This is a genomic window from Marinobacter sp. L-46 (assembly GCF_056859535.1).
The window spans coordinates 1-17398 of record NZ_JBSXOP010000038.1 but is presented as its reverse complement, the minus strand read 5'-3'; the positions used below and the strand labels follow the sequence as shown (position 1 = coordinate 17398).

Annotated in this window: 15 protein-coding genes; 8 read left to right on the top strand and 7 right to left on the bottom strand. The window is 56.7% G+C overall.

Annotated elements, in window-relative coordinates:
• Nucleotides 1–27: 27 nt before the first annotated feature.
• The 5 genes from AC13DJ_RS03530 (at nucleotide 28) to AC13DJ_RS03510 (ending at nucleotide 5655) form a co-directional block, all read left to right on the top strand.
• Nucleotides 28–1230 carry an acyl-CoA dehydrogenase family protein gene (locus AC13DJ_RS03530; protein WP_278351218.1) on the top strand — a complete coding sequence of 401 codons (1203 nt, stop codon included), beginning with the start codon at nucleotides 28–30 and terminating at the stop codon, nucleotides 1228–1230.
• A 34-nt stretch (nucleotides 1231–1264) separates the two neighbouring features.
• Nucleotides 1265–2032, top strand: a complete 768-nt coding sequence (locus AC13DJ_RS03525; protein WP_031210154.1) for an SDR family NAD(P)-dependent oxidoreductase — start codon at nucleotides 1265–1267, stop codon at nucleotides 2030–2032.
• Between the two features lie 80 nt (nucleotides 2033–2112).
• Nucleotides 2113–3177 carry a phosphotransferase gene (locus tag AC13DJ_RS03520; protein WP_339750735.1) on the top strand — a complete coding sequence of 355 codons (1065 nt, stop codon included), beginning with the start codon at nucleotides 2113–2115 and terminating at the stop codon, nucleotides 3175–3177.
• A 14-nt stretch (nucleotides 3178–3191) separates the two neighbouring features.
• Complete coding sequence (gene surE, locus AC13DJ_RS03515; protein WP_058091236.1) at nucleotides 3192–3971, top strand: 5'/3'-nucleotidase SurE; 780 nt, start codon at nucleotides 3192–3194, stop codon at nucleotides 3969–3971.
• 25 nt (nucleotides 3972–3996) lie between these two features.
• Nucleotides 3997–5655 carry a long-chain fatty acid--CoA ligase gene (locus tag AC13DJ_RS03510; RefSeq protein ID WP_339750738.1) on the top strand — a complete coding sequence of 553 codons (1659 nt, stop codon included), beginning with the start codon at nucleotides 3997–3999 and terminating at the stop codon, nucleotides 5653–5655.
• 82 nt (nucleotides 5656–5737) lie between these two features.
• Here AC13DJ_RS03510 and AC13DJ_RS03505 read toward each other — a convergent pair whose 3' ends face one another.
• The 4 genes from AC13DJ_RS03505 to AC13DJ_RS03490 all read right to left on the bottom strand — a co-directional run bounded on the left by AC13DJ_RS03505 (nucleotide 5738) and on the right by AC13DJ_RS03490 (nucleotide 9463).
• Nucleotides 5738–6193: a MaoC family dehydratase gene (locus AC13DJ_RS03505; protein WP_058342383.1), complete on the bottom strand. Its 456-nt coding sequence runs from the start codon at nucleotides 6191–6193 to the stop codon at nucleotides 5738–5740.
• A gap of 32 nt (nucleotides 6194–6225) precedes the next feature.
• Nucleotides 6226–6987, bottom strand: a complete 762-nt coding sequence (locus tag AC13DJ_RS03500) for a class II aldolase/adducin family protein (protein WP_023008961.1) — start codon at nucleotides 6985–6987, stop codon at nucleotides 6226–6228.
• Nucleotides 6988–7113: 126 nt separating this feature from the next.
• Nucleotides 7114–8256 (bottom strand): acyl-CoA dehydrogenase family protein, encoded by a 1143-nt coding sequence (locus tag AC13DJ_RS03495; protein WP_482933302.1) that lies wholly within the window; start codon nucleotides 8254–8256, stop codon nucleotides 7114–7116.
• Nucleotides 8257–8266: 10 nt separating this feature from the next.
• Nucleotides 8267–9463 (bottom strand): acyl-CoA dehydrogenase family protein, encoded by a 1197-nt coding sequence (locus AC13DJ_RS03490; protein ID WP_339750742.1) that lies wholly within the window; start codon nucleotides 9461–9463, stop codon nucleotides 8267–8269.
• Between the two features lie 319 nt (nucleotides 9464–9782).
• Here AC13DJ_RS03490 and AC13DJ_RS03485 point away from each other — a divergent pair, with 319 nt between their 5' ends.
• Nucleotides 9783–11087 carry a DcaP family trimeric outer membrane transporter gene (locus AC13DJ_RS03485; protein WP_482933301.1) on the top strand — a complete coding sequence of 435 codons (1305 nt, stop codon included), beginning with the start codon at nucleotides 9783–9785 and terminating at the stop codon, nucleotides 11085–11087.
• Between the two features lie 163 nt (nucleotides 11088–11250).
• Here the strand turns inward: AC13DJ_RS03485 and AC13DJ_RS03480 are convergent, their stop codons facing one another.
• Nucleotides 11251–12420 (bottom strand): acyl-CoA dehydrogenase, encoded by a 1170-nt coding sequence (locus AC13DJ_RS03480; RefSeq protein ID WP_286714092.1) that lies wholly within the window; start codon nucleotides 12418–12420, stop codon nucleotides 11251–11253.
• A gap of 18 nt (nucleotides 12421–12438) precedes the next feature.
• Nucleotides 12439–13644, bottom strand: a complete 1206-nt coding sequence (locus tag AC13DJ_RS03475; protein ID WP_058091209.1) for a 3-oxoadipyl-CoA thiolase — start codon at nucleotides 13642–13644, stop codon at nucleotides 12439–12441.
• A 132-nt stretch (nucleotides 13645–13776) separates the two neighbouring features.
• Between AC13DJ_RS03475 and AC13DJ_RS03470 the strand changes: the two genes are divergently transcribed.
• Nucleotides 13777–15138 (top strand): hypothetical protein, encoded by a 1362-nt coding sequence (locus tag AC13DJ_RS03470; RefSeq protein WP_482933300.1) that lies wholly within the window; start codon nucleotides 13777–13779, stop codon nucleotides 15136–15138.
• Nucleotides 15139–15163: 25 nt separating this feature from the next.
• Here AC13DJ_RS03470 and AC13DJ_RS03465 read toward each other — a convergent pair whose 3' ends face one another.
• Nucleotides 15164–16093 (bottom strand): 2-hydroxyacid dehydrogenase, encoded by a 930-nt coding sequence (locus tag AC13DJ_RS03465; RefSeq protein WP_482933299.1) that lies wholly within the window; start codon nucleotides 16091–16093, stop codon nucleotides 15164–15166.
• Between the two features lie 270 nt (nucleotides 16094–16363).
• Between AC13DJ_RS03465 and AC13DJ_RS03460 the strand changes: the two genes are divergently transcribed.
• Complete coding sequence (locus AC13DJ_RS03460) at nucleotides 16364–17191, top strand: IclR family transcriptional regulator (protein WP_199457883.1); 828 nt, start codon at nucleotides 16364–16366, stop codon at nucleotides 17189–17191.
• Nucleotides 17192–17398 lie beyond the last annotated feature (207 nt).

Here is a 17398-nt window from a genome sequence, read left to right as displayed (position 1 = left end):
AAATAACTGAACAGAGAGGAAGCGGATATGTTCGAGCTGTCTGACAAGGCCAAGAAACTGCAGGCCGAATTAACCGAGTTCATGAATGCCTACATCTACCCGAATGAAGAGAAGCATCACCATCAGGTGGCAACCGCAGAAAACCGTTGGGCACCGGTTCCGATCATTGAAGAGCTGAAAGATAAGGCCAAGGCTGCCGGGCTGTGGAACCTGTTCCTGCCAGAAAGTGACCTGGGTGCCGGACTGACAAACTTCGAGTACGCACATCTGTGCGAGATTATGGGCCGATCCGAGATGGCTCCTGAAGTATTCAACTGCTCCGCGCCGGACACCGGCAACATGGAAACCATTGCACGTTACGGTAACGAGGAGCAGCAGGAACAGTGGCTGAAGCCGCTTCTGGATGGAAAAATCCGTTCCTGCTTTTCCATGACCGAGCCGGATGTGGCTTCCTCTGACGCAACCAACATTGCTTGCGAGATTCGTCGTGAAGGTGACGAGTACGTTATCAACGGTCGTAAGTGGTGGTCTTCAGGTGCCATGACCACCACCAGCAAGATTGCCATCGTTATGGGCAAAACCGATCCCAGCGCTCCCAAGCACCAGCAGCAGTCGATGATTCTGGTGCCACTGGATGCACCCGGGGTGAAAATGATTCGCCCGCTGACGGTATTCGGTTATGACCATGCGCCGCACGGCCACGCCGAGATTCACTACGACAACGTGCGGGTGCCGGTCAGCAATATCCTGCTGGGTGAAGGTCGCGGCTTTGAAATTGCTCAGGGTCGCCTCGGGCCGGGCCGTATCCACCATTGCATGCGCACCATCGGTGTCGCCGAGCGTGCCCTTGAACTTATGTGCAAGCGCGCGAATGCCCGTGAGGCCTTTGGTCGCCCGCTGTCCGAATTTGATTCCATCCGGAAAGACATTGCCCGCAGTCGCATCGACATCGAGCAGGCTCGCCTGATGACCCTCAAGGCGGCCCATATGATGGACACCGTTGGCAACAAAGTGGCCCGCCAGGAAATCGCCATGATCAAGGTGATTGCCCCGAGCATGGCCCTGAAAGTTATCGATCGTGCAATTCAGGTGCACGGTGGTGCCGGTGTTAGCCAGGACACCTTCCTGGCATCTGCCTGGGCCAAGGTCCGTACCCTGCGCCTGGCCGATGGCCCGGATGAGGTTCACCTGGATTCCGTAGCCAAGCTTGAACTGCGTCAATACCGCTGAAACAGCTGTTACCCAGAGTAATAAGGATTCGGAAATGACTAATCCATTATTTGATATGACCGGGAAAGTGGCGGTTATTACAGGCTCCACCAAGGGCATTGGCCGGGCCATTGCCGAAGAAATGGCCCGCTGTGGCGCCCGGGTTGTGATCTCCAGCCGCAAGGCTGAAGCCTGTGAGCAGGTTGCCAGTGAAATGCGGGCCCAGGGCTTTGATGCCATGGCTATCGCTTGCCACGTCGGCAAGAAGGAAGACCTGCAAAACCTGGTCGACAAAACTAATGAAGCCTGGGGCACCATCGATGTTCTGGTTTGCAACGCCGCGACTAACCCAGTGTATGGTCCGACCGCGGAAATGACTGACGATGCCTGGGACAAGATCATGGACACCAACGTCAAGGGAACCTTCTGGCTCACCAATATGGTGCTGCCACAGATGGCCGAAAAAGGCTCAGGTTCTGTGGTGCTGCTGTCCAGTATTGCCGGTATTCGCGGCAACACCACTATCGGCACTTACGGTGTGTCCAAGGCGGCAGAAGCTGCCCTGGCGCGCAACCTGGCCGTTGAGTGGGGGCCGAAGGGTATCCGTGTGAACAGCATTGCGCCGGGCCTGATCAAGACCGATTTTGCCAAAGCGCTTTGGGAAGACCCGGTTCGCGTAAAGCGGGCAGAAGACAAAACCCCGCTTCGGCGCATCGGTGATCCGATCGATATTGCCGGCCTGGCTGTTTTCCTGGCGACCCCGGCCAGTGCCTACATTACCGGGCAGGTGATTGTTGCCGACGGTGGTGAAACCATCTGCTGATACCGGGAAACCGGAACACCCCTGCCGCCGGGCCCTGTCTGGCGCCAGGGGTTATCAGAACATAACGACAAGAGATAATCATGAGCATGACTCCAGAGCTGGTAGCGGTTCTGCCAGCCCACAAATTCGATGAAGCCCGCCTGCTCAACTGGCTTCAGCAGGCATTGCCGGAATTCGGTAACCAGATGGACGTGAAGCAGTTTCAGGGCGGGCAATCCAATCCCACCTTTCTGCTGGATACCGGCAACAGGCGTTATGTACTGCGGAAGAAGCCCCCGGGAAAGACGCTGCCTTCGGCTCACATGGTGGAGCGGGAATACCGCGTTATGCGCGCGCTCGCTGAACACACGTCCGTTCCGGTACCCAATGCTCGCGTACTGTGTGAAGACAGTGAGGTCATTGGCACTCCCTTCTACGTGATGGATTTCCTGGAAGGCAGGATTTACTCCCATTCAGCACTCAAAGAGCTGGAGCGTGAAGAGCGAATGAGGGCTCATCACTCAGCCATCGACACGCTGGCAGCTTTGCACTCTGTGGATGTCAATGCTATTGGACTGGTAGATTACGGCCGTCCGGAGGGCTATGTGTCCCGTCAGGTGGCTCGCTGGAGCAAGCAATATCTCGCATCCCGGACGGATGACCTGCCGGCCATGGACAAGCTGATGTCCTGGCTGCCGGAGAACCTCCCGGCCAGGGATGAGACTTCGATTGCCCACGGTGACTACCGGTTTGGCAACCTGATGCTGGCACCGGACCGCCCGGACGTAATCGCGATTCTGGATTGGGAACTGTCGACTCTCGGGCATCCTTTGGCAGACCTCGCCTATTACTGCCTGCCATACCACCTGCCTGCTGACATGCCCGGTATGCGTGGCCTGAATGGCGAAGATCTGCAGGAGCTCGGTATACCAAGCGAGCAGGAAACGATTGCACGGTACTGCGCGCAAACCGGCCGGGACGGTATCGATGACTGGCACGTGTTCCTGTCGTTCTCATTATTCCGGCTGGCGGCCATTCTTCAGGGCGTTTACAAGCGGGCTCTGGATGGCAATGCTGCCAACGCCAATGCGCTGGAGGTTGGCAAGCGTGCCAGCCTGCTGGCGGATATCGGCTGGCAGATTGCTTGTGAAGGCCGGAAGCCATGAGCGGAGAAGCGATGATGCAGGGAAAGATTGCCAATCGAATTCTGATTACCAACGATGACGGCATCAATGCGCCGGGTATCGCTATCCTTGAAGCCATTGCCCGGCGGTTGGCCGATGAGGTCTGGGTTGTGGCTCCGGAACATGATCGCAGCGGAGCTGGCCAGAGTATATCCATTCACAGTCCGTTACGGGTTTATCAGGTTGGGGCTAATCGTTATTCGGTTTCAGGCACACCGGCCGATTGTGTGTTGTATTCCCTGGCCGAGTGGTTCGGGGAAACACCGCCAGACCTGGTGCTCTCCGGTGTGAATTGCGGAGCGAATATCAGTGATTCGGTTCAGTACTCGGGTACCGTTGGAGCGGTACTGAGTGCCCACCACATGAACATTCCGGCCATTGCGCTGAGCCAGGCTTACCTGAACCGGGACGACGTCCGCTGGTCGCCGGTGGAAACCTTTGCTGAAGCGGTCATTCGCAGGCTTTACCACCCCGGCCAGGTTCTGGCGTGGAATGTGAACTTTCCAGCCTGTGAAGCGGCCGATATTACCGCAGCCCGATGGTGTCGGCAGTCCAACGGCTCTATCCAGAAGCCAACACTGGTCGCTGGCCGTGATGCGCGCAGCCTGCCTTACTGGTGGCTTGGTTTTGACCGGAGCTCACGCCACATTGTGGCGCCGGATGCGGATGTGACCGTACTTCGTGAAAAAGCCGTTGCCATTTCACCGTTACGCCATGACGAGCCCTTGCCCGGGGCTGTTGATTATTTTGATTTGTCCGCTCAAGCGGTTGACTGAATTAACCCAGAGGGAGAACAAGAATATGTTTACACGCCACTACAAGGTTTGGCCAAAAGATCTGCCCAAAACCATGACCCTGCCGAAAACCAGTCTGTACACCAACCTGGAAGTCTCGGCACTGCGCTATCCGGACCACAATGCCATCGTTTTCTACGATGCGCCCATGACCTATGCCCGGCTTAAGCAAGAAGTCGATACTATGGCGGGTTACCTGCAGGCCCAGGGGGTCAAGAAGGGTGACCGGGTACTGCTTTATATGCAGAACTCCCCGCAGTATGTGATCTCCTACTATGCCATCCTGCGGGCCGATGCCGTGGTTATTCCTGTAAATCCCATGAACCGCGCGGCGGAGCTTGAGCACTATATTTCGGATACTGGCTCCACGGTGTGCATGGCGGGCCAGGAACTGGCAGGCTTCATCGCGCCGTTGATTGGTGAGACCAACCTGGAACAAGTGCTTGTTGCGTCTTACAACACCTACATTAACCCGGAAACCGACCTGACGTTGCCGGCTGAAGTTGCTGCGCCCGCGTGGTCCAGGGATATACCGGGAGTGGTTACCTGGGAGGCGGCCCTGGAAGCCGGACGCAAGCCCGGTGAACATACTGCCGGCCCGGATGACCTTGCCGTTATTCCGTACAGCTCCGGTACCACCGGGGCACCCAAGGGCTGCATGCACACTCACCGGTCGGTGATGGCGACAGCCGTGCACCGGGTATTCTGGAATCTGTCCACTCCGGATAGTGTTCAGCTATCCACGCTGCCGTTCTTCCACGTAACCGGCATGACTGGCTCCATGAACGGTCCCATATTCTGCGGTGCCACTTCTGTCATCATGACCCGTTGGGACAGAACCACAGCGGCACGTTTGATTGAGCGTTACAAGGTTACCGGCTGGACCAACATCGTCACCATGGCGGTGGACTTCCTGTCGAATCCGGAGCTGGGCAAGTACGACATCAGCAGCCTGAATATGATTGGTGGTGGTGGTGCCGCCATGCCGGTTGCGGTCGCCGAGAAGCTCAAAAAGCTGACGGGCCTTGATTACATTGAAGGCTACGGTCTGTCTGAAACCATGGCAGCGACCCATATCAATCCAACCAAAAGCCCCAAGCCCCAGTGTCTGGGGATCCCGGTGTTTGATGTCGACAGCCGGATTATCGACGTGGATACGCTTGAAGAGAAAGCTGTCGGAGAAACCGGAGAGATCGTGTCCTGCGGGCCTCAGGTCACGCTGGGCTACTGGAATCGCCCGGTGGATACCGAGGCTTCATTCGTCGAAATCGATGGCAAGCGTTTCTTCCGCACCGGCGATCTGGGTTACTACGATGAAGATGGTTACTTCTTCATGGTGGATCGGGTCAAACGCATGATCAACGCGTCTGGCTTTAAGGTCTGGCCGTCTGAGGTAGAAGGGTTGATGTACCGTCACCCATCCATCCACGAAGTCTGCATTATCTCTGCCCCGGACCCCAAGCGTGGTGAAACGGTCAAGGCTTGTATTGTACTAACGCCTGAGGCTGAAAGCACAACAACCAAGGATGACATCATCAGTTGGTGTAAGGAGCAAATGGCGGCCTACAAGGTGCCAACCATCATTGAATTTGTTGATGAGTTGCCAAAATCACCGACCGGAAAGCTGATGTGGCGGGCACTTCAGGAGCAGGAGTGGCAGAAGTAGCTTGCACAACACTGGAAGTTAGGAAGGCGGCTCCCCCCCCCCACCCTCAGGGCTTGCCGCCTTTTTGCACTGACCGGAAAACTCAGACCACGTACATGGCCAGATTTTCCAGTACGCAGGCTGGCTTGTCTTCGTTCCTTATTTCCACCACGGTCTGGTAGGTGGCCAGTAGGCGGTGATCATCCACCTGCTTCAGGGATGCCAGCTCAACCCGGGACCGGATATCCGAGCCAGCCTTCACCGCCGCCGGAAAACGCAGCTTGTTCAGGCCATAGTTGATGGTGGCTGAAGTACCGGTCACCTTGATGACCTCGCTGTTGAGCTTGGGGATCAGTGATGCCGTCAGGTAGCCATGGGCTACCGGGCTCTTCCAGGGTGACTCCCGGCTGGCCCGGTCGACATCCACATGGATCCACTGATGGTCGCCGGTGGTTTCGGCAAAGGCGTTTATCATGGCCTGGCTCACGGTTACCCAGGGGCTGTGGCCAATCAGCATGCCCTGATAGGCTGCCAGTTCATTAATATCAACAGTAATCATAGGACCTTCCTGATAGTGGATTGATGAAGGGCTCAAACGTTGTAGCCAGGAGACCTGGCATCAAGCAGTCTCAGAAGGGCGGGCCAGGTAAGCTTTGCTGCCTTGCCGAGTGAGCCTGATTGATCCGCCGTGGTGTCGATAGCCTGTTGGGTGGGCATGTATACCGGGCCACAGCTCTGCGCTTTTACCTGTATCTCGCAGGCCTTCATCAGGAAGTAGAGGTAAGTGAAGGTTTCCGGCACATCGCGGCCCACGGTCAGAATGCCGTGATTTCGCAAGATCATCATGGATTTGCTACCCAGATCCCGGATCAGGCGCTCCCTCTCATCAAGGTTGAGCGCTACGCCTTCATATTCGTGGTAACTCAGGTGCTCAAGGCACAGCATGGCGGTCTGGCTCAGGGGCAGTAGGCCATCACGGTGGGCTGATACCGCAACACCATCTGCTGCATGCAGGTGCATGACGGCTCCGGCATCTTCACGCCCCATATGTACGGCACTGTGGATGGTAAACCCCGCCGGGTTAACCCTGCGCAGCCCGCCAGCCTCCACGACTTCGCCATTTTGGTCGACTTTCACCAGGGATGAGGCGGTCATTTCATGGAACAGCAATCCGTAGGGATTGATCAGAAAGTGATGATCAGGCCCGGGCACCCGGGCCGACAGATGGGTGAACACCAGGTCGTCCCAGCCAAAGAGGGCTACCAGTCTATAGGCAGCAGCCAGTTCGGTTCTTATTTTCCATTCGGCTTTTCTCAGATCAGCCTGCATTTCGTCCGGGTGGTTTTTTGTCATGATTGTTCCTCCGCAGAGAATGATTACTCAAGGTTATTCCGGGCATAAAAAAGGGGTGGCATAGGCCACCCCGAAAGAGGGTCCTGACTGAATGTGGAGACAGACCCAAGGTTCACTGATTTGGTATCAGTTGGCTTCCAGCAGAGCGGCATAGCGCTCAAGATGGAAGTCATCATCGCCCAGCTGGTGGTTGATCATCACCAGCCGCTTGGCGTAATGGGCAAAGTTGTATTCCCAGGTCATGCCAATACCGCCGTGGGACTGAACGCCCTTTTCCGAAATAAACTGGGCGCTGCGACTAATTACGTTTTTAGCGGCCGCAATTACCCGGCGGCGTTCGTCGCTCTGAGACTCATCAGCCACGCTGGCGGCAAGGATGGCCATTGAACGAGCCTGCTCCAGTTCGGACATCATGTCGGCCATCCGGTGCTGAAGCACCTGGAACTTTCCGATGGGCACACCAAACTGCTTGCGCTGTTTGAGATAGTCCAGGGTCAGGTCACAGGCGACTTCCATAACGCCGACCGCTTCACCACACAGAGCGGAAATGGCACGGCCAACCTGGTATTCAATAACATCGGCAGCCTCACCTTCGTTGCCCAGCAGAGCGTCTGCGCCGACTTTGACGTTGTTCAGGAATAGATCGCAGCCCTTCGCGCCGTCGATGGTCGGGTAGCTGCGACGCTCCAGGCCTTCAGCAGTGGCGTCGATGACGAACAGGCTGATGCCAGCGGCATCACGGCTGTTGCCGGCTGTGCGGGCAGAAACCACCAGCAGGTCGGCACTATGGCCACCGATTACGACCGCTTTGCGACCGTTAAGAACATAGTCGCTGCCGGCTTTCTCGGCGGTGGTTTCTACGTCATTTGTGTTGTAGAAGCTCTGGGGCTCCTGCAGGCCAACGGCTACCTGGGTTTCGCCTGTTGCAATGCCGGCCAGCCACTGTTCTTTCTGCTGTTCATTGCCGGCCTGGCTAATTAGCCCGCCACCAAGAACCACAGATTGAAGGTACGGCTCGATGCACAGGCCGCGGCCCAGCTCGGTCATCACGCTTTGAACTTCAACGCCGGTGCCGCCAAAGCCGCCGAGTTCCTCGGGGAATGGCACCGCCATCAGGCCCAGTTCGCCCAGTTGCTTCCAGAAACTTTCACTGAAGCCAAGCTCTGATTCGCTGTATTCCAGCCGTTTTTCGAAGCTGTACTCACCGCGAACCAGACGAGCCACGGTGTCCTGCAGCATTTGCTGCTCTTCGTTGAGTCGGAAATCCATGGTCGCCTCCTTAAAGTCCCAGAATCATTTTCGAAACGATGTTCTTCTGGATCTCGTTTGATCCACCGAAAATAGACAGCTTGCGGTTGTTGAAGTAATGGGCAGCCAGAGGCGCAGCATCCGGGTCAGACAGGAATTCGCCGTCATAGGCCTGGTCCATCTCTTCTTCAACAAACGGAATGGCGTAAGGTCCGATCGCCCGGCGTGCCAGGTCGTTGATAGCCTGGCGAATCTCGGTGCCGCGCACTTTCAGCATGGAGCTTTCCGCTCCCGGAACGCCGCCGCCTTCTACCGAGGCAACAATTCTCAGGTTGCTGATCGCTGCTGCCATCAGGTCGATTTCGACCTGCGCGATACGTTGGCTGAAGGTCGGATCCTGAATCAGGGGGTTGCCGCTCTTCACCCGACGGCTGGCCAGCTGCTTGAGGTGTGTCAGTGCTGCCTTGGACAGGCCGATGCCCGCCAGGCCGGTACGCTCGTAGGTGAGCAGGTACTTGGCGTAGGTCCAGCCTTTATCTTCTTCACCCACCAGGTTCTCGGCCGGAACCTTCACGTCTTCAAAGAAGACTTCGTTAACTTCATGCTCACCGTCCAGCGTGATGATCGGACGAACGGTAATACCCGGGGTATTCATGTCGATCAACAGGAATGAGATGCCTTCCTGCGCCTTCACTTCTGTGTTGGTGCGAACCAGGCAGAAGATCATGTTGGCGTGCTGGCCCAGCGTGGTCCAGGTCTTCTGGCCATTAACGATGTAATGGTCGCCTTCGCGTACAGCCCGTGTTTTCAGGGAAGCCAGGTCAGAGCCGGCGCCCGGCTCGGAATAACCCTGACACCACCAGTCTTCGCCGCTCAGAATCCGGGGCAGGTACTGCTGCTTCTGTTCTTCGGAGCCGAACTTGATGATGACCGGGGCCACCATATTTACGCCGAAGGGAATGGAGCGGGGCACACCGTAACGGCAGGACTCTTCATCCCAGATGTGCTTCTGGACCGGTGTCCAGCTGACACCCCCGTACTGTTCCGGCCAGTGCGTGGCGTACCAGCCTTGCTCGCTGAGAATTTTTTGCCACCGCTGGTGGTCTTCCTTGCTCAGCTTGCGAAAGCCTTTCACCTTGGCTGCGATGTCTTCAGGCAGCTTGGCATCCAGAAATGCGCGAACTTCATCGCGGAAAGCCAATTCCTCGGCTGTGTAATTCATGTTCATAGGTAACCCTCACCGTGCTCTTAGCGAAAATGTATACCGCATAGCAGAATTGTTCCATGATCCATCAACCAAACGGTGGATGTCAATGCTAACGGAATCAACTGTCAAAAAATGCATCGTTGTAGACATGCAAAAAGATAAATGGACTTGTTGATCTAAAATTCTTCATCTATATTCGTCGTCGCGGAATATGGTGCTGTATAATGAAATGCAAATAACCAGCAGTTCCGCTGTGCGGAATTGTTGCGCGAAGGTATGTGCCAGTCCCGTAGATTTAACAATAAAGACGCTAACCAACTCCGATGCGAGGTTTTTCAAGATGACAACAACAACAACCCGTTTTGCCACCCATCCGCTGGTCCGCGCCGTAGCCCTGGCGGGTGCACCTCTGCTGATGCTTGGCTCGGTAACTGCCCAGGCGCAGAGCAACACAGAGCTGGAAGAGCTGCGTGAGCGCATCCAGGTTCTGGAAAGTCATGTGTCGACTGCCCCTGAGGCGCGGGACGACAACCCATATCTGTTACGTGAAGGCAAGGGGATGAAGATTGGTGATACCACGATTACATTTGGCGGGTTCGTCAAGGCCGATGTGATTTTCGGATCCAACGGTAATGGAACCCCCAACGGTTACTCCATTGCTTTGCCCCGGACGCTTGCCAAGGCGGCCAATGAAGGTGAAAGCGACTGGAAAACAGGCTTCTCTATCCGTGAATCTCGTATCAGCATTGGTACCAAGACCGAGGATGTTGGCGGCCATGATTGGACCACGTACATCGAAATGGATTTCAACACCGCGGAGGATGCTCCCGGCAATGAAGTTGTCACAAACGGCTATAATGCGCGCGTTCGGCAGGCGTTTGGCTCCTGGAATGGTTGGGATTTTGGCCAGACCTACACAACCTTTGCCGATCTGTCTGCATTGCCAGAGATTCTGAACCAAGGTAAACAGGCTGCCTTTATCTATGCCCGACAGCCGATGCTCCGCTATAACATGTCCGCTCCGGGTGGCAAGTTGATGGTCGCCCTCGAAAACCCGGAAGATGGTTTTGGCTCTGAATCCTATGGCGATCAGTCCTATCCGGATCTCGTAGCGCGCTATCAGACTCGCGGCAACTACGGTTTCTACTCTGTTGCGGCCCTGCTGCGCTATCTGGAAGATGATGCTGCGGAGGACACCAAGGCAGCCGGTGCTGTATCTCTGAGTGCCCGTATTCCTACGTTTGGGCGTGATGACTTGCGTCTGCAATACAGCTATGGAGCGCTTGGCCGTTACATGGGGCTGTTCACCTACCCGGATGTGGATCGGGCTGAGCAGGCGGCCGGAAAGGTTGAGCCGCTGAATACCTACGGGGTCACTGCGGCCTACCGTCACTTCTGGAATTCAGCCTGGAGAAGTAACCTGTCGGTTTCCCATACCGAGATTGTGGACGATCTGGACTTCTCTCCTGCAGGGACTCTCAGCTATTTCGACTCCTCCACCTCAGTCCACGTTAACCTGCTGTGGGCCGCTCATGAGAACCTGGCTCTGGGTCTTGAGTATGCCTACTGGGACTTTGGCGAGATCGCCGGCAGCGGCAGTCAGCAGTATGAGCAGGTAATGGCTTCCGCCAAGTTGGCATTCTGATCAGCGATTTCCGTTGAGTTAAAACGAATATTAGGTATTTCATCGCTTGCCCCGGGTGCGCTGCACGCCGGGGCTTTTTTATGCCTGCGCGAAGCGCAGGCCTCGGACGCCGGGCACAAAAAACCCCTCCGTAGAGGGGTTCAGGGGTGCTGTTCCGAAGGGATCAGCTGAAGGCTTGAATGCCGGTCTGGCCACGGCCCAGAATCAGGGCGTGGACGTCGTGGGTGCCTTCGTAAGTGTTAACCGCTTCCAGGTTCATGACGTGGCGGATAACGTGGTATTCATCGGCAATACCGTTGCCACCGTGCATGTCGCGGGCTACCCGGGCGATGTCCAGGGCCTTGCCACAGTTGTTACGCTTCAGAAGGGAAACGGAATCCGGGGTGGCAATGCCGGCATCCATCATGCGGCCCAGCTGCAGTACTGCCTGCAGGCCGAGGGTGATTTCAGTCTGCATGTCTACCAGCTTCTTCTGGATCAGCTGATTGGCGGCCAGGGGCTTGCCAAACTGCTTACGCTCCAGGGTGTAGTTGCGGGCTGCATGCCAGCAGAATTCCGCGGCACCCAGGGCGCCCCAGCTGATACCGTAGCGAGCCTTGGTAAGGCAGCTCAGGGGGCCTTTCAGGCCTTCAACTTCCAGGCGGTTTTCTTCAGGAACGAAGACTTCGTCCATAAAGATAGAACCGGTGTCGGAGGCGCGCAGCGAGAACTTGCCCTCAATCTTCGGGGTTTCCAGGCCCGTGGCGCCTTCGCGCTCGATCACAAAGCCGTTTACCACGCCGTCCAGCTTGGCCCAGACCACACAAACGTCGGCAATCGGGGAGTTGGTGATCCAGGTCTTGGAGCCGCTCAGCAGGTAGCCGCCGTCAACTTTCTTGGCGCGGGTTTCCATACCACCGGGGTCAGAGCCGTGGTTGGGTTCGGTCAGGCCGAAACAGCCAACAAACTCGCCGGAGGCCAGTTTCGGCAGAATGCGCTTTTTCAGTTCTTCTTTGCCGTAAGAGAAGATCGGGTACATCACCAGTGAAGACTGTACGCTCAGGGCCGAGCGGTAGGCAGAGTCTACCCGTTCAACTTCCCGTGCGATCAGGCCGTAGCATACGTGGTTCAGGCCGGGGCCGCCGTACTCTTCCGGCAGGGTGGCACCCAGCATGCCCAGTTCACCCATTTCGGTGAAGATGCTGCGGTCGAATTTTTCGTGGCGGTTTGCCTCGACGATGCCGGGCATCAGACGGTTATCGCAGAAGCTGCGAATGCTGTCGCGTACCTGACGCTCGGTTTCGTCCAGTTGTGATTCAAAGTTCAGCAGGTCGTCCCAAGGTGCGGAAGCCATTGTTGTTCTCCTGAAAAGTTAGTTGGAAACCCGTTCAATTACAGCAGCAATGCCCTGGCCTACACCAATGCACATGCTGATCAGAGCGTAACGGCCACCGGTACGTTCGAGTTGGCGTACCGCCGTCAGGGCAATCCGGGCGCCGGAAGCGCCAAGAGGGTGCCCCACGGCGATGGCACCGCCGTTCGGGTTGAGTCTGGAATCGGAAGGATCGATTCCCAGTTTGGTGGTGCAACCGAGAACCTGGGCGGCGAACGCCTCGTTGATCTCGATTACATCCATGTCTTTTAGTGTCAGGCCTGCCCGGGCAAGGGCTTTCTGGCTTGCCGGAACCGGGCCGTACCCCATTACATTGGGCGCAACGCCGGCGATGGCAGCCGATACGATACGTGCGCGGGGCTGAATGCCAGCCCGCTTGCCGGCTTCTTCGGAGCCGATAATCAGGGCGGCAGCGCCATCGTTCACGCCGGAGGCGTTGCCGGCAGTAACCACGCCATCTTCAGCCAGCGAGCGAAGATTGGAAAGCGCCTCGAGGTTGGATGTAGGCCTTGGATGCTCGTCGTCCTGTACGGTCAGTGGCGGTTGTTTGCGGCCCTGAGGTACAGAAATGGGCAGGATCTCGTCTTTGAAAAAACCGTCCTGGCGGGCGGCTTCATAGCGGGCCTGGCTTTGTGCGGCAAAGCGATCCACTTCCAGTCGGCACAGATTCAGCTCGCGTGCGATGTTGTCTGCGGTTTCCGGCATGGTGTCCGAGCCGAACTGGCGTTCGATCAGCGGGTTCGGGAAGCGGGCACCAATGGTGCTGTCAAAGGCGCGGAATTCACGGCTGTAAGGTGATTCGGACTTGGCCAGCACAAACGGCGCGCGGCTCATGCTCTCGGCACCGCCGGCTACGAACAGGTCGCCTTCGCCACAACGGATAGCGCGGGCAGCATCGATGATGGCGGCAAGGCCAGAGCCGCAAAGCCGGTTCACGGTCTGGCCACCGGTTTCGACCGGCAAGCCTGCCAGCAGTCCGGCGTGCCGTGCCAGGTTGCGGGCATCTTCACCGGCCTGGTTGGTGCAGCCGGCAATCACGTCTTCATAATTCTCCGGAGCAAAGGCGTTGCGCTCAATGAGTGCGCGAATGACCTCGGCCAGCAGGTCGTCGGGGCGAACCTTGGCCAGGGCGCCTGCATGCCGCCCAAATGGTGTTCTCAAGCCATCATAGATGTATGCGTTCATAAGAATTGCCGTATCGATTATGGTTAGGTAATTCCGAACTGCGGAATATAGTTTTGTAAATGATATTGGAAAAGACTAATCTGGGTCTATCTCAATTGCAAGAATTGTTCATCATTGGTGGCTGACTGGTTTATGAATGGAACTCTTCGCTGGCTGCTGGCTTGTGCCGTGGTCATGGAGCTTGTCGCGATTTGTCTGCAGAGCAAAGCCCTTAGCGCCTCTGCCGGGCTGGTATTCATCCTGGTGTTTGTTCTGGGCGCGATGCGCCTTCAGGTCTATGCAAGGACGTTGTTCCTGCTTTCCCTCACGTTTAGTGCTGGTTTGTTTGTGACCGGCCGTCTCGGAATGGACGGTGCCCTTGATGCGTTGTCGGATGCAGCGTTCTATTCGGCGTTTTTGGGCAGCCTGGGGATGATGCAGTGCCTGGTGCGCCGCTTTGAAGTCCTCAGGCGTATCCACGATGTGCTGCTCGGGGGTCGGGCATCCCTTTTATACCCAAAGTATGCGGCGGTGAGCTGCGGTATTGCTTCGGTACTCAGTTTCGGAATGATGAGCCTTCTATGTGGCACTCTCGCAGATAGCCTTAAGGAGAGGGGAATAGAGGGAGCGGCAAGGCTGCAGTGGCTCAGGAGCGTGCTGATCAGCGCCTTGCGAGGGTTTGCCCTGGTGCCATTGGTGGCACCCACCAGCGTAGCGGTTGCGATTCTCACGCGAGAGCTGCCCCAGCTCAGCTGGTCTTCTCTTTTGCCTTTCGGCTTTGTGGCAGCTTTGCTGATGATCGTGGTTGGCTGGGTGCTGGAAAGGCAGCGCTTCCGGGAAATCAGTAGTGAACGGGTTGCGCTCGACGGCTGGCCTGAAGGAACGGGCAAACTGACGCTTCTGGTTCTGGTGGTGTTTGCCTGTATGGCGTTGCTGGTTGCCTTGGCGGGCGTGAAGGTGTCGGTGGCTGCCATGTTGGCTGTTCCGGCTGTCACTTTGTCTTATATGTTGTTGCAGGAACGCTCTCCGGTGGCGGTATTGGCAGAAGGGGTGGGACAGTTGGCGGTGATGTCCAACGAAATGGCGATCTTTGCCGGCTCAGCCATGCTTGGGGTATCGATTGCCACTGTGGTGCCGTCAGATCTGTTGAACGGACTTGTGGTGAGCGGCTGGGGTAGTTACCTGATTGCAGCCGCAGGGCTGCTGATCATGCCGCTGTTCTCCATGGCCGGGGTTATTCCGATTACCGTGCTGAGCGTGCAGTCGGGCATGCTTGCGCAACTGGTAGCTAGCGGGGCTGACCCGATGCTGATGGCAATTGGCCTGGTTATTGGTTTCTCGCTGGCAATGATGGTGTCGCCGTTCGGGCCGTCGGTGATGTTGCTGTCACGGTTTGGTCAGGTTTCCCGCAACGTAGTGGCCTTTCAGTGGAACGGTGTTTTTGTCTTGCTGGTGGTGCCGCTGTTGCTGTTATTGCTGGCGGTGTTTGCGGTACTTCTGCCGGTCCTGGGTTGACCGGCAGAATCGGCTCGCGGGTTAGTCAGTAGCCACGGGCTATGTCGACTATTCCTGTGATGGGGTGCCCGCTGGCATGGTCCCGGATTTTCCCGGTGATCTGCTCCAGGGTCGCATCCCGAAGAGTTCGCGCCGAAATGTGCGGCGTGATTGTGATGTCGGTTCGCTCCCAGAACGCGTGGCCAGCCGGCAAAGGTTCCTTGCGGAACACATCCAGGGAGGCCCGCTGCAGTTTCTCCTCATTCAGTGCCCTGAGCAGGTCTTCTTCCACGAGGTGCTCCCCCCGGCCGACGTTGATCAGCACCGCGCCCGGCTGGAGCTGGCTGAACAGGTCGTAGTTGAGGATGTTTTCGGTTTCGCTGGTCAGTGGCAGGGTGTTAACCAACACTCGCGTTGCCCCCAGAAACTCTCCGAGTTGCCCGTTGCCCGCAAAGGTGCGCACGCCTTCTACCGTGTGCTCACTCCTGGCCCAGCCGTTTACCGTATAGTCCAGGCTTGCCAGTGTGCTGGCCACACGCTTGCCAATGTGCCCAAGCCCCATAATGCCAATGGGCCACTCTTTCCGGCTGATGGGGCGGTGTATCTTCCACAGCCGCTGGCGTTGCTGATCCCGGTACAGCTCCATCTGCCGGCTGACTTCCAGTATCTGGTGCAGTACATGCTCGGCCATCTGTACCGACATGCCGGCATCTTCCAGTCTTACCACGGTAAGGTCTGCCGGCAGGTTGGGGACTTTCAGCAATCCGTCGATACCGGCGCCCAGGTTGAACACGGCCTTCAGGCGGGTTTCACGCTCGAACAGCTTCGCCGGGGGCTGCCATACGATGGCGTAGTCTGCATTAATCGCCGGTCCGTCCGGATCCCAGACATAAATGTCTGCTTCTGGTAGCAGTTGTTTGATAGGTACGGTCCAGCGCTCTGGTTTGGGGTCGCCCGCTACAAAAAGTACCTTCATACATGCTCCTGAGTATGGTTTGTTGTCGTGCATATGACTTGGTTCCGCATTGCAGAATAAAGTATCGCTATACTATGGTAAAGGTTGCCCGGGTTTCCGTCATGGCTATTTCGTGGCATCGGGTAATGCCAGTGTTTCGAATCTGGCATGAAATTTGATGGCAGATTGTGGTTCTTGAGTTTCTCATAGACTAGAATATGTCCACTTTTCACGCCCACGGTTCTCCAGGCTATCCGTGACAGGCAACGCAGTTCAGGAAATAGGCAAGTTATGGCAAAAAAACAGCAGGACAACTCACCGGAGTTGAAAGTAGCGTCTGGCGATGGCAAGCCCGTTCAGCCGGGCAAGGATCGCAAGTTTGTAGAGGCGCTGTCCCGGGGGCTCGATGTACTGCGCGCTTTCAGTCAGGGATCTGTGATTCTAGGTAACCAGGATATCGCCAGGATTACTGGCCTTCCCAAGCCTACCGTTTCCCGGATGACATACACTCTGACCAAGCTTGGCTACCTGAGTTATAACCAGCAGTTGGAAAAATATCAGCTCAGCTCGGGCGTACTGGCTTTGGGCTATGCCTATGTGTCGAATTTGAAGGTTCGTCAGCTTGCCAAGCCTTACATGGATGAGTTCGCCCGGCAAACCAACATGTCGGTTGGTCTCACCTGTCGCGACCGTTTGCACATGATTTATGTCGAGAATCGCCTGCCACCGGAAGCAACACTGCTGCGCATGGATATCGGTTTGAAGTTGCCTATGTCTACAACCTCTGCCGGCCGAGCGTATTACTGTGCCGTTAGCGACCCGGCCCGCAAGCTGATCGACGATGCCATGGCTGAGAAGTACGGTGAAAAGTGGCCGACTATTAAAGAAGGCCTGGACCAGGCGATGGAAGATTACCGGGAGCACGGTTTCTGCCTGTCGCTGGGAGATTGGGATCGAAATATCAACTCGGCCGGTGTGCCTATCCACCTGCAGGATGGCACTACCATGGCTTTGACCTGCGCTGCACCCTCGTATCTGGTGCCGGGTGACAAGTTACGCGACTCCTACGCTCACCAGCTCGCCATGCTGGCCCGTGATATCGAGTCGCTCGGGGTCTAGTGCCGGGCGCCGGTAGCAAGCCGGCACAGAGTGAGATGAAAGTGAAAACCGCAGATGAGAATCTGCGGTTTTTTGTTTGCCCGGCGAAGCCGGCAAACCCGGCCATCTGAAAGAAGATGGCGTCACCCCGACTGAGGGGAAGACAATCCGACTGGCAAGGGCGTCACTGGCCAACGGTGGGGTCTGAAGGAAGCCATAGGAAGTTAA

What these genes read in the sequence shown, in the direction of transcription:
- AC13DJ_RS03505 (WP_058342383.1), bottom strand. Translation starts at nt 6,193, where the DNA reads ATGATTACTGTTGATATTAATGAACTGGCAGCCTATCAGGGCATGCTG.
- AC13DJ_RS03490 (WP_339750742.1), bottom strand. Translation starts at nt 9,463, where the DNA reads ATGAACATGAATTACACAGCCGAGGAATTGGCTTTCCGCGATGAAGTT.
- AC13DJ_RS03485 (WP_482933301.1), top strand. Translation starts at nt 9,783, where the DNA reads ATGACAACAACAACAACCCGTTTTGCCACCCATCCGCTGGTCCGCGCC.
- AC13DJ_RS03495 (WP_482933302.1), bottom strand. Translation starts at nt 8,256, where the DNA reads ATGGATTTCCGACTCAACGAAGAGCAGCAAATGCTGCAGGACACCGTG.
- AC13DJ_RS03510 (WP_339750738.1), top strand. Translation starts at nt 3,997, where the DNA reads ATGTTTACACGCCACTACAAGGTTTGGCCAAAAGATCTGCCCAAAACC.
- AC13DJ_RS03500 (WP_023008961.1), bottom strand. Translation starts at nt 6,987, where the DNA reads ATGACAAAAAACCACCCGGACGAAATGCAGGCTGATCTGAGAAAAGCC.
- AC13DJ_RS03525 (WP_031210154.1), top strand. Translation starts at nt 1,265, where the DNA reads ATGACTAATCCATTATTTGATATGACCGGGAAAGTGGCGGTTATTACA.
- surE (WP_058091236.1), top strand. Translation starts at nt 3,192, where the DNA reads ATGCAGGGAAAGATTGCCAATCGAATTCTGATTACCAACGATGACGGC.
- AC13DJ_RS03470 (WP_482933300.1), top strand. Translation starts at nt 13,777, where the DNA reads ATGAATGGAACTCTTCGCTGGCTGCTGGCTTGTGCCGTGGTCATGGAG.
- AC13DJ_RS03520 (WP_339750735.1), top strand. Translation starts at nt 2,113, where the DNA reads ATGAGCATGACTCCAGAGCTGGTAGCGGTTCTGCCAGCCCACAAATTC.
- AC13DJ_RS03530 (WP_278351218.1), top strand. Translation starts at nt 28, where the DNA reads ATGTTCGAGCTGTCTGACAAGGCCAAGAAACTGCAGGCCGAATTAACC.
- AC13DJ_RS03480 (WP_286714092.1), bottom strand. Translation starts at nt 12,420, where the DNA reads ATGGCTTCCGCACCTTGGGACGACCTGCTGAACTTTGAATCACAACTG.
- AC13DJ_RS03475 (WP_058091209.1), bottom strand. Translation starts at nt 13,644, where the DNA reads ATGAACGCATACATCTATGATGGCTTGAGAACACCATTTGGGCGGCAT.
- AC13DJ_RS03460 (WP_199457883.1), top strand. Translation starts at nt 16,364, where the DNA reads ATGGCAAAAAAACAGCAGGACAACTCACCGGAGTTGAAAGTAGCGTCT.
- AC13DJ_RS03465 (WP_482933299.1), bottom strand. Translation starts at nt 16,093, where the DNA reads ATGAAGGTACTTTTTGTAGCGGGCGACCCCAAACCAGAGCGCTGGACC.